Here is a 9,787-nt window from a genome sequence, read left to right on the forward strand (position 1 = left end):
GCAAACCCAACTCGGGCGAGGCTCGCCTGCTGCCTGTGAGATGAGATGATTGCTTGGCCTTGGCGCTGTCAGGCGGCGTTTTTGTGCGCGCCACCAAAATCAAGGTAATATTTTAGCCCTTGCTTAGCGCCCTGCGGTTTCTGGTTCCGCGAGGTCCGCTGCGGTCCATCGGGGACGGGCGACATGCACCCTGACCAGCTTGAAGTAGCTGTAATACAGGAGGAAGGAGCCCGTGATGTAGGGGTTGAAGGTGTCGATCTCAACGAAGGACCGAATGAACAAAAGCACCATCACGCCGGCAAGAATCACCGACTCGGCTTGCCATGCCCTGAATATCAGGGCCGATATATGGCCCCATAGCGTGCGCAGGATGATCAGCGAAATCAGCGTCGCCCCGACATAACCGAGCTCGACGAGGGCTTCGATATAGGTGTTGTGGAAGTGGAAGCCGCTTCGGGTTGTGATGTAGAATTCGTTCCAGAGCCGCTCGGCCTCGGCGAACCCCTGCACCCAATAGGCCGCGTAGCCGACGCCGAGGACTGGCGCCTGCTGCGCCGCTTCCCAGCCCTGCTCCCAAAGATAGGTCCGTCCGGTGAGCGTGGAATCCTTTCCGAAGGCGCCAAGGACGAAATCCAGAAGTCCTGCAAAGGCAACCGCGGTGACCACGACCAGCCCGCATGCGCCGACCACGAAAATCACCCGTCGGTAGCGGAGTGGAAGCTTTTTGGCCATGGCAAGCAGAGCCACCAGAGCGAGAACTGCCGGTATCGAAGCCGTCGAGGTGGCGGAATGCGCCATGATCAGAAGATAGGCCGATAGGACGAGGATGGGCGCCGTCAGGATGAAGCTTATCCGGCCGCGCCTGAGAAAAACCAGGAAGACAATGCAAAAATAGATGCCAAGGGAGGCGACAAAGCCGATCTGGTTCTTGGAGCTGAATGCGCCGACGAAATTGTACGTCCCGTCGAGCATATCATAGGAATAACCCCCGACCTTGAGCGAATAGAGCAGGACGACAAAAATCCCGATCAGTGAGCCTATCGTCAACGTCCGGACGCTGACGGTGCGCGCGGCGATGTAGGCGCAGGCGATATGGGAGCAATACTGGATTGACGTCCTCAACGTGATGCCGGGGGCATCCGACCAGAACACCGAGAGGCAGACATAGAATGCAAACGCCAGCGGCAGCCACGCGCTGGAGGCATGCCGCAACAGCCGCCGGTAGTCTACCAGAATCAGGGGAAGCCAGACCGCATAATAGGCCAGGATCAGGATCGGCCCGAAAACCGAGGAGTAGGAGAACGCCCAAATGGAGATGGCAACAGCAAATGCGCCGTAGACGGTGCTCTTCTCCGGGTCGACCAACAGAGATTTTGGAATCTTCATCTCGGTAGCGAATTCCCGTCCATGCAGTTCAATGCCGATTCGCCGCCGCGCCATGCGCGGACGCTCTCATTGTGCAGTGCAATATAACCCATCCCCCACAGCCTGTCACCCAAATGAGGCAAAAACAGCCGTAAGGCGCCCGAGACAGCGGTAAAAGGCCACGACAGGCCGTGCGGCAAGAACCGAGCATCCCGGCGCAGCGCTGGGGCATCGCTCTCGGCGCCGTCAAACACCATCGCCGCCGCATTTAACGAGACGGTCGGCATGACCGCCGCGCCGAACTGTTTTTGCAGTTGCTTTCAGCACCGGACCGAAAAATAGCAGCCGGCATTCGTTGCATCCGTTGCAATGAATGAGGCCCTCCGCGTACGCTATCTCGGGGACAACCAGACGATGGCCACACCAACAATTGGCAGGCGCTGGTCGTCCCCGATCTGCTGGGTTGGAGCAAACGGATGGACAAACCTCGAATCTTCCTGGGCTCGTCGGGGAAGCAGAAAAAACTGCTGCAGGCGCTGACACGCGGTCTTGAAGACATCGCGCATGTGGAACCCTGGACGACGTCCTTCAATCCGGGGACAACCACCCTGGGGCGCCTGCTCGAGCTTACGCGTGAAGTCGACTTCGCCGCTTTCGTCTTCGCCCAGGACGACTGGACGAGTGGAAGCCTGCCAGCATCATCTGCTCCTGTATCCGCTCAAGCTTCTCCGCGAGACAATGTCGTCTTCGAAGCCGGCCTTTTCGGCGGAGTCCTTGGAATGCGCCGAACGTTTATCCTTCATGCCAACGGTTCCAAGCTTCCAAGCGATCTCCTGGGCCTGACGTCCGTGAGGTATGGCGAAGCGACGACCGCCGCGGAGATGAGAGCGGTCAACCAAAAGCTGCGAAAAGCTGTTGAAAATGAAGGCCGCGTCGCCCGAATAGAGGGCCTTTGGTGGCAGTTTTCCCTGTCGGAGCGGACCGCAAAGGAACCGTCCGCCGTGAGCCTCCTGCGTATCGCGCGAGACCGCGATGGCGCGTTGGAGTTGGCCGGCCGCTCATGGCAAGAGAATGGCAGTCTGTCAGCCAGATACTGGAGCGAGGCGGTAAAGGAGAGAAAGGAGCCTGCCGGCATCTTCTACTTTTGGAATGGAGAACGGCCCTTGGATGCTAACGCGTCGCAGTTGTACGGGACGGGGGAGATCCGGCTGGAGTCCGCCGATCGCGCGTCCGGGTACTTTACCACACGCGCCGACACGCAGCCAAAACTGAACGCGCGCACCTCAGGCGTCTACTTGCGCGCCGAACCGGAGGACTTGAGCATCCTGGACGGGCGCGACAACCAGCGACGAGTGGAGTTGATCGCGGAGCGGCTGAGCCATTGGAAGTCGATCAAGAACGTTTGAACTGTGCGCGTGGAAGTCGCCTTGCAGAGACGGCAGCCCCAGCATCGAATGGTCAGGTCGTAGCCAAGAGCGGCTCTCAACCGCCTGCTCCTGGCCCGCCATGAACCTGTTCGAGGCTCCAGTCCCCGGCTTGAACTTCTCCGCTGTTGACTTCACATTCGCCGCCGGCGGTGTCGCCAGCGCCCGTCGGGGCGGGCAAATGAGGGAGACCATATGCCAATGAGTTTTGCGGGACGGTTTGCCGGACGATCGGCCGTGGTCACCGGTGGCGCCTCAGGCATCGGCCTGGCCGTCGCGCAACGAATCGTTGAAGAGGGCGGGCACGTTTGCGTCTGGGATCGCAACTCCACCCAGATCGAGCAGGCCAAGGCTGTCATCGCCGACTTGCACGGCGTGACCGTCGACGTCGCCGATCCTGTAGCGGTCGCACAGGCCGCCCGGCAGACGATCGAAGCCCTTGGCGCGGTCGATATCCTGGTCACCAGCGCGGCCATCACCGGACCGAACATGACGACCTGGGACTATTCGGTGGAGGATTGGCACCGGGTCATCGACATCAACATCAACGGCGTCTTCTACTGCAACAAGGCGCTGGTTCCGCACATGCTCGAGCGCAATTACGGCAGGATCGTCAACATCGCTTCGATCGCCGGCAAGGAGGGAAACCCGAATGCCTCTGCCTACAGCACCTCCAAGGCGGCGGTGATCGGCCTGACCAAGTCGCTGGGCAAGGAACTGGCGAAGACCAAGGTGACGGTGAACTGCGTCACGCCGGCAGCGGTGCGCACCGCGATCTTCCAGCAGATGAGCCAGCAGCACATCGATTTCATGCTGTCGAAAATACCAATGGCGCGGTTTGGCGAGGTCGAGGAGGTGGCGGCGCTGATCTCGTGGATCGCTTCCGAGGAATGTTCCTTTACGACGGCTGCCGTTTTCGACGTTTCCGGCGGCCGGGCGACCTATTGAAGCAACTGGAACGATTTGCAACCTGGGACGCCGGACTGGAGTTTACGTCGTTTGCTTAGGGTCGAACCTCCACAGTCCGACGAAGAACTGCTCGACCGCTTCCAGCGCGCCGCCTTCGGCTATTTTCTGGAAACCGTGAATGCGGAAAACGGACTGGTTGCCGACACGTCGCGGCCAAATTGGCCGGCAAGCATCGCAGTCGTCGGCTTCGCCCTGTCCTGCTATCCGGTCGGGATCGAGCGCGGCTGGATAGCACGAGACGCAGCCGTGAAGCTGACGCTTGCCGCACTGCGTTTCTTCTGGAACAGCCGGCAAGGCGATGGCGACGACGTCACCGGCCACAAAGGCTTTTACTACCATTTCCTCGACATGCGGACCGGCCTGCGCGCCTGGCGGTGCGAGTTGTCGGTGGTTGACACGGCGCTGCTGATGGCCGGCGTGCTCACGGCTGGCGCCTATTTCACAGGCGACACTGACGACGAAACCGAAATCCGCGAGCTGGCGGAAATGCTCTACCGACGCGTCGACTGGCGATGGATTCAAGGCAGCAGACCGATCTTGCGACAGGGCTGGAAGCCGAAGAGCGGCTTTCTGCGTTATGGCTGGGAAGGCTACAACGAAGCGACGATCCTTTACGTCCTGGCAATGGCCGCCCCCGACAAACCCGCCTCGGACGACAGCTATGCCGGCTGGACGGCGACATATCAGTGGGAAAACATCTACGGCTACGACGTGCTCTATGGCGGCCCGCTGTTCATGCACCAGTTCTCACATGCCTGGATCGACTTCGATGGCATCCGGGATGCGTTCATGCGGGACAAGAACTCGGACTATTTCGAAAACAGCCGCCGCGCGACCTACCTTCACCGCGACTATGCGCGGCACAACCCCTCTGGCTATGACGGCTACGGCGAAGCACTTTGGGGCCTTTCGGCGGGTGACGGACCCGGCAAATTCCGCGCGCGGATCGAGCGGCGGCCGCGCAAATTTTCCGGCTATGCAGCGCGTGGCGCACCGTTCGGCCCCGATGACGGAACGATTGCGCCGTGGTCGTATCTCGCATCGCTGCCCTTCGCGCCGGAAATCTGCCTGCCTGCGCTGCGCCACCTCAGAGAACGCCACCCTGAGGTGGTCGACGGTTTCAGGATGCCGAGCGGCTTCAACCCGACGCTGGCGAACCGGCGGAAGTTCGGGCCGAGCGGCTGGATATCGGATGCGCACTACGGACTGGACCAAGGCATCGTCGTGCTGATGATTGAAAACCACCGCTCGCGGCTGATCTGGGAGCTGATGCGGTCGAGCCCGCATATCCGTCGCGGCCTGTGCAAGGCCGGGTTCTCCGGCGGCTGGCTGTCGCAGCCGGCGAGCCCTCCTCGCAAGGACCCCTGCTGAATGACGGCTAAAACGCGCCGCGTTTTACCGGCCTCCTGCGACGCGCTTTAGGTTGCTGTTCCATGCATGTGCGCGACATGCATTAGCGCCCAGTGGTCGCTGTCGTTTCGGCCACGAAGACGTTCGCCTTCCCGGCAACTCGCGCTCGCTGGGAAGGCCGTTCGATTTCGTCTAACTTGATTTACTTAGCCGGCGAACGTGTAGGCGGTCTTTACCGTAGTGTAGAATTCCGCTGCGTAGCGGCCTTGCTCGCGCGGGCCGTAGCTCGACCCCTTGCGTCCGCCGAAAGGCACGTGGAAGTCAACGCCCGCCGTCGGCAGATTGACCATCACCATACCGGCCTCCGAGTTGCGCTTGAAATGCGTGGCGTGCTTGAGGCTCGAGGTGCAGATGCCCGACGTCAGCCCGAACGGCGTGTCGTTGGCCACCGCCAAGGCCTCGTCATAGTCCTTGACGCGGATGACGTTGGCGACCGGACCAAAAATCTCCTCGCGTGAAATGCGCATGGCGTTGGTGGCTTGCGTGAACAGCGCCGGTTGCAGGTAGAAGCCGCGGGTTTCGCGATCGAGCCGCTCGCCGCCGAAGGCGAGATCGGCGCCTTCCTGGCGGCCGATGGCGATATAGTCTTCGTCCTGTTTCAACTGGCTCTGGTCGACGACGGGTCCGATCTGGGTTTTCGCATCGAGGGCGTCGCCGACGACCAGCTTGGCGAGGCGATCTTTCATCGCATCGACGAAGCGGTCATGGATGCCGTCCGTCACGACCAGGCGGGACGACGCCGTGCAGCGCTGGCCGGTCGAGAAATATGCGCCATTGATCGCGCAGTCGACGGCGACGGCTAGGTCTGCATCGTCGAGCACGACGAGCGGGTTCTTGCCGCCCATTTCGAGCTGGTACTTGCGCATGTGCTCGACGCTGGCGGCAGCCACGCGCTTGCCGGTGCCGACCGAGCCGGTGAAGGTGATGGCATTGAGGTCAGGGCTGTCGAGCATGGCCTGGCCGACTACCGAACCCTTGCCCATGACGAGATTGAGCACACCCTTAGGCAGGCCCGCACGGTGCAATATGTCGACAATGGTCCAGGCGCTCTCCGGAACCAGCTCGGCCGGCTTGAAGACGATGGTGTTGCCGTAGGCCAGGGCAGGAGCGATCTTCCACGCCGGGATGGCGATCGGGAAATTCCACGGTGTGATGATGCCGACGACGCCGACCGCTTCGCGTGTGATCTCGACACCGACGCCGGGCCGCACGCTTGGAACCAGCTCGCCCGACAGGCGCAGCGTCTCACCAGCAAAGAAATCGAAGATCTGGGCGGCCCGCACGGTTTCGCCAATTCCCTCGACCAGCGTCTTGCCCTCCTCGCGCGCCAACGCCCGGCCGATTTCATCTTTCCGCGCGGTGATCTCGTCCGACGCCTTCCTCAGCACCGCATGGCGTGCCAGCAAGCCCGATCGGGACCACGCAGGAAATGCCGCTTTCGCCGCCGCGATGGCCTGCCGCGCCTGCTCGGCGTCGCCCGACGCATATTCGCCGACCACGTCGTCGAGATTGGAAGGGTTGATGTTGCGGGAGCCGGCATCGCCCACCCACTCGCCATCGATGAGGTTCTTTCGAAACGGGATCATGTCGCTGTCTTCCTTGTCCTTCGATTGCCGTCTATCTGGACCACCAGCCGCCACACCGCAAGGCCGCCAGCGGCAAAGTTCTGCTCCTCGACAGGCATGTGCTAAGCAGGTTTCGGAAAAGTGTTCGATGTTTTCCGATAAAAACCTGCGACAAACACAAACCCGGCAGGCGAAGCCCGGCAGGCCTGCTTGGGTGTCGAGGTGGTAAACCATGATTCTAGTGCGGCGCGACGCGGATCGCGCCAGGAGGAGGCTGCCATGTCCGACAGCGCGTTGCCGCTGGTGATCAGTGCGCCCGAGCCACGCACGCTCGACCTGATTTTCACGCCCGAGGCACTGGCGAGATTCCGCGCCAGATACCGTATCGTCGAAACGTCGCCAGAAGGCGTCGCGGCCCTGCCACACGATGTGGTCGCCGAAGCGCGCTACATCGTCGGCCAGCCGCCGATCGCGCCGGAGACGCTGGAAAGGATGACGGCGCTGCGCTGTGTCTTCAATGTCGAGAGCAACCTCATCAACAACATGCCGTATGAAACGCTGTTTTCGCGCGGCATCCATGTCGTCACCACCGGCATGGTGTTTGCCGAGCCGGTGGCCGAGCTCGGTCTTGCCATGGCGCTCAACCTCGCCCGCGACATCGTCGACGCCGATCTTGCGTTTCGTCAGGGCAAGGAGCTGTGGGGCGGCGAGGGCAACCGGGCGGCGCGGCTTCTCTCCGGCGCGGATGTCGGTATCATCGGCTTCGGCGATCTCGGCCGTGCGCTCAACCGGCTGCTGTCGGGCTTTCGCACGCGGACCAAGGTCTTCGATCCGTGGCTGCCGCCCTCGATCCTGATCGAGAACGGCGTCGAGCCGGCTTCCCTCGACACGGTTTTGTCGAGTAGCGATTTCGTCTTCGTGGTCGCTTCGGTGACCAGCGAAAACCAGGGTTTTCTCGGCACTGAGGCCTTTGCCAGGATGCGCAAAGGAGCCGCCTTCATCCTGCTCAGCCGTGCCGGCGTGGTCGATTTTCCGGCGCTGATGGATGCAGTTCGCAGCGGCCACATCGTCGCCGCCAGCGATGTGTTTCCGCAAGAGCCGCTGGCGCAGGACCATCCTGTCCGCACGCTGCCCGGCTTCCTGCGCTCCGCCCACCGGGCCGGCGCGCTCGACATCGCTTTCAAGCGGATGGGCGACATGGTGCTGGAAGACATGGACCTGATCGACCGCGGCCTGCCGCCAATGCGTTCGAAGCGGGCCGAACGCGAGACCGTTTCGCGCATGCGCTCGAAGCCGGTCGACAAGAACTGAGCCGTCAGGCCCAGCGGCTGCGAGTTTCTCAGATGGTGAACGACCAGAACAGGCAGGCGAGCGTCGCTGCGGCGAAGACGACAAAGAACAGGCTTCTCAGCAGGATATTGCGGCGCAGCTCGTTCATGAAGAGATGGCAGCCGACGACGGCCACGACAAACAGGAACCGCCAATTCAGCAGTGCCGGCAGGACATTGCTTCGATCGAAAGCCCACCTGGCGGCGAGGCCGCCAATGATGGCCGCGAACAACACGATGACTGTCCAGAAGATCGCATCCGCAGCATGTGTCAGGACGATGCCGGCGACCCTGATCGGCAGGATCATCATCAGCAGCGCGCTGAAGAAGTACACGCCCGCGAGCGGGATAAACGTCCCGGCATCGGCGACGTCGTCCAGGCGTTCTGCGCCGATCGCACCAAAGGGATAGCCATGCCTGGCCACCGCCAGGTTGAGAGCCATCAGCAAAGCCGTCAATATGGCCACCAATGCGAATGAAGTGAGGGCTTTGCTCATAATGGTCCTGCTCGGAACGAATCGGATAAGGACGTTGGTAGCCCACGGTTTGTAAATTGCTGGTAAGCGTCGCGACGCGCTTTGGACGCCCTCATTCCGCCGCGTGAAGGCGCCGCGCCTCGATGATGGTGCTGATCTCGGCGCGGCAGGAGCCGCAATTGGTGCCGGCATGCAAGGTGGCGCCGATCGCTTCGACGCTTACGCAGCCTCCGCGCACCGCTTCGGCGATCTGATTGGCGCCGACCCCGAAACAGGAGCAGACGATGGCGCCGCGATCGACGCTGTTGCCGCCCGGCCGCCCCGCCACGATCGCCAGTCGCCCGCGCCGATCGGCATGGTCCGCGCTCAACTGCTCGACCGCCCAGCCGCGCGACACCGCGACCGGCCCGGGCGCAAGATAGAGCGCGCCGGTCAGCCGGCTGCCGGCAAAGCGGGCGAAGCGATAGTGCCCGCCGGCGACGTCATGATAGGCGAGCGTCTCGCCTGGCGTGTCCGCCCCGAAAAGCGAAGCCGCGAAATCCGGCCAGTCCCGGTTGACTTCCAGCGCAAGCTCGAGACGCCAGCCGGCGGCGCAGCGGGCGAGGCTCCAATAGTCGGCGTCGATCGAGGCTGGCCGTTCGGCAAGCACCGCGAAGCCGAACGCGACGGCAGCGAAGCGTTCCACCCGGGCGGCAACATTCTTCGAGGCCGGCTGTCCTGAAATCGGATCGGTGATGGGCGCCACCAGCGCATCGACACGAGCCCGCGCGGAAAACTGGTCCGTCCAATGCATCGGCACGAAGACCGAGCCTGGCCGCTGCCGCGCCGTCACCAGCGCACGAAGCAGCACCTCGCCATGCTCGGTTGAGACGCGGACGATGTCGGCATCGCCGATGCCGAAGTGCTGAGCGTCCGCCGGGTGGATTTCGGCGAACGGCTCGGCCAGGTGCTGCGACAGCCGCTGGCTTTTTCCCGTCCGCGTCATGGTGTGCCAGTGGTCGCGAACCCGCCCGGTGTTGAGCACCAGCGGGAAATTTTCGTTCGTGCGGGTTTGCGGAACTGGACGGATCGGGATGAAGCGCGCCTTGCCGTCGGGTGTGTAGAAGTTGCCGTTGGCGAAGAAGCGGGTGCTGGCTGAGCTATGTCCAGCTTGAACACCCCCCTGGGGGGGGGGGGGGGGGGGGGGGGGGCGCCGGGGGGGGGGGGGGGGGGGGGGCGGCCCCGGGGGGGGGGGGGGCGGGCCCGGGGGG

The 9,787-nt window shown here is 62.8% G+C and carries 9 protein-coding genes; 4 read left to right on the top strand and 5 right to left on the bottom strand.

The features are described from left to right. Nucleotides 1–123 precede the first annotated feature (123 nt). Both AC0L17_RS05895 and AC0L17_RS05900 read right to left on the bottom strand, forming a co-directional pair. Nucleotides 124–1,386 (bottom strand): O-antigen ligase family protein, encoded by a 1,263-nt coding sequence (locus tag AC0L17_RS05895; RefSeq protein WP_091593000.1) that lies wholly within the window; start codon nucleotides 1,384–1,386, stop codon nucleotides 124–126. Next, on the bottom strand, nucleotides 1,383–1,652 hold the full coding sequence (locus tag AC0L17_RS05900) for a hypothetical protein (RefSeq protein ID WP_473515123.1): 270 nt from the start codon (nucleotides 1,650–1,652) through the stop codon (nucleotides 1,383–1,385). Before AC0L17_RS05900 ends, AC0L17_RS05895 begins: the two co-directional genes overlap by 4 nt. 189 nt (nucleotides 1,653–1,841) lie before the next feature. Between AC0L17_RS05900 and AC0L17_RS05905 the strand changes: the two genes are divergently transcribed. The 3 genes from AC0L17_RS05905 (at nucleotide 1,842) to AC0L17_RS05915 (ending at nucleotide 5,129) form a co-directional block, all read left to right on the top strand. Beyond that, nucleotides 1,842–2,771 (top strand): TIR domain-containing protein, encoded by a 930-nt coding sequence (locus tag AC0L17_RS05905; RefSeq protein ID WP_091592790.1) that lies wholly within the window; start codon nucleotides 1,842–1,844, stop codon nucleotides 2,769–2,771. A 213-nt stretch (nucleotides 2,772–2,984) separates the two neighbouring features. After that, nucleotides 2,985–3,737 carry an SDR family NAD(P)-dependent oxidoreductase gene (locus AC0L17_RS05910; protein WP_473515124.1) on the top strand — a complete coding sequence of 251 codons (753 nt, stop codon included), beginning with the start codon at nucleotides 2,985–2,987 and terminating at the stop codon, nucleotides 3,735–3,737. Nucleotides 3,738–3,788: 51 nt separating this feature from the next. Next, nucleotides 3,789–5,129: a glucoamylase family protein gene (locus AC0L17_RS05915; RefSeq protein WP_473515125.1), complete on the top strand. Its 1,341-nt coding sequence runs from the start codon at nucleotides 3,789–3,791 to the stop codon at nucleotides 5,127–5,129. A 185-nt stretch (nucleotides 5,130–5,314) separates the two neighbouring features. On the opposite strand, the gene AC0L17_RS05920 is transcribed toward AC0L17_RS05915, so the two are convergent. After that, entirely contained in the window at nucleotides 5,315–6,751 is a 1,437-nt protein-coding gene (locus AC0L17_RS05920; RefSeq protein WP_208602495.1) for an aldehyde dehydrogenase family protein, read from the bottom strand. A gap of 261 nt (nucleotides 6,752–7,012) precedes the next feature. Between AC0L17_RS05920 and AC0L17_RS05925 the strand changes: the two genes are divergently transcribed. Then, entirely contained in the window at nucleotides 7,013–8,044 is a 1,032-nt protein-coding gene (locus tag AC0L17_RS05925) for a hydroxyacid dehydrogenase (RefSeq protein ID WP_473515126.1), read from the top strand. Nucleotides 8,045–8,072: 28 nt separating this feature from the next. On the opposite strand, the gene AC0L17_RS05930 is transcribed toward AC0L17_RS05925, so the two are convergent. Both AC0L17_RS05930 and AC0L17_RS05935 read right to left on the bottom strand, forming a co-directional pair. Continuing rightward, nucleotides 8,073–8,558: a hypothetical protein gene (locus AC0L17_RS05930; protein ID WP_473515127.1), complete on the bottom strand. Its 486-nt coding sequence runs from the start codon at nucleotides 8,556–8,558 to the stop codon at nucleotides 8,073–8,075. Between the two features lie 91 nt (nucleotides 8,559–8,649). Next, the coding region (locus AC0L17_RS05935; RefSeq protein WP_473515128.1) for a molybdopterin dinucleotide binding domain-containing protein at nucleotides 8,650–9,787 on the bottom strand (1,138 nt) is incomplete at its 5' end.

The sequence above is a fragment of the Mesorhizobium sp. WSM4829 genome, from assembly GCF_055811475.1.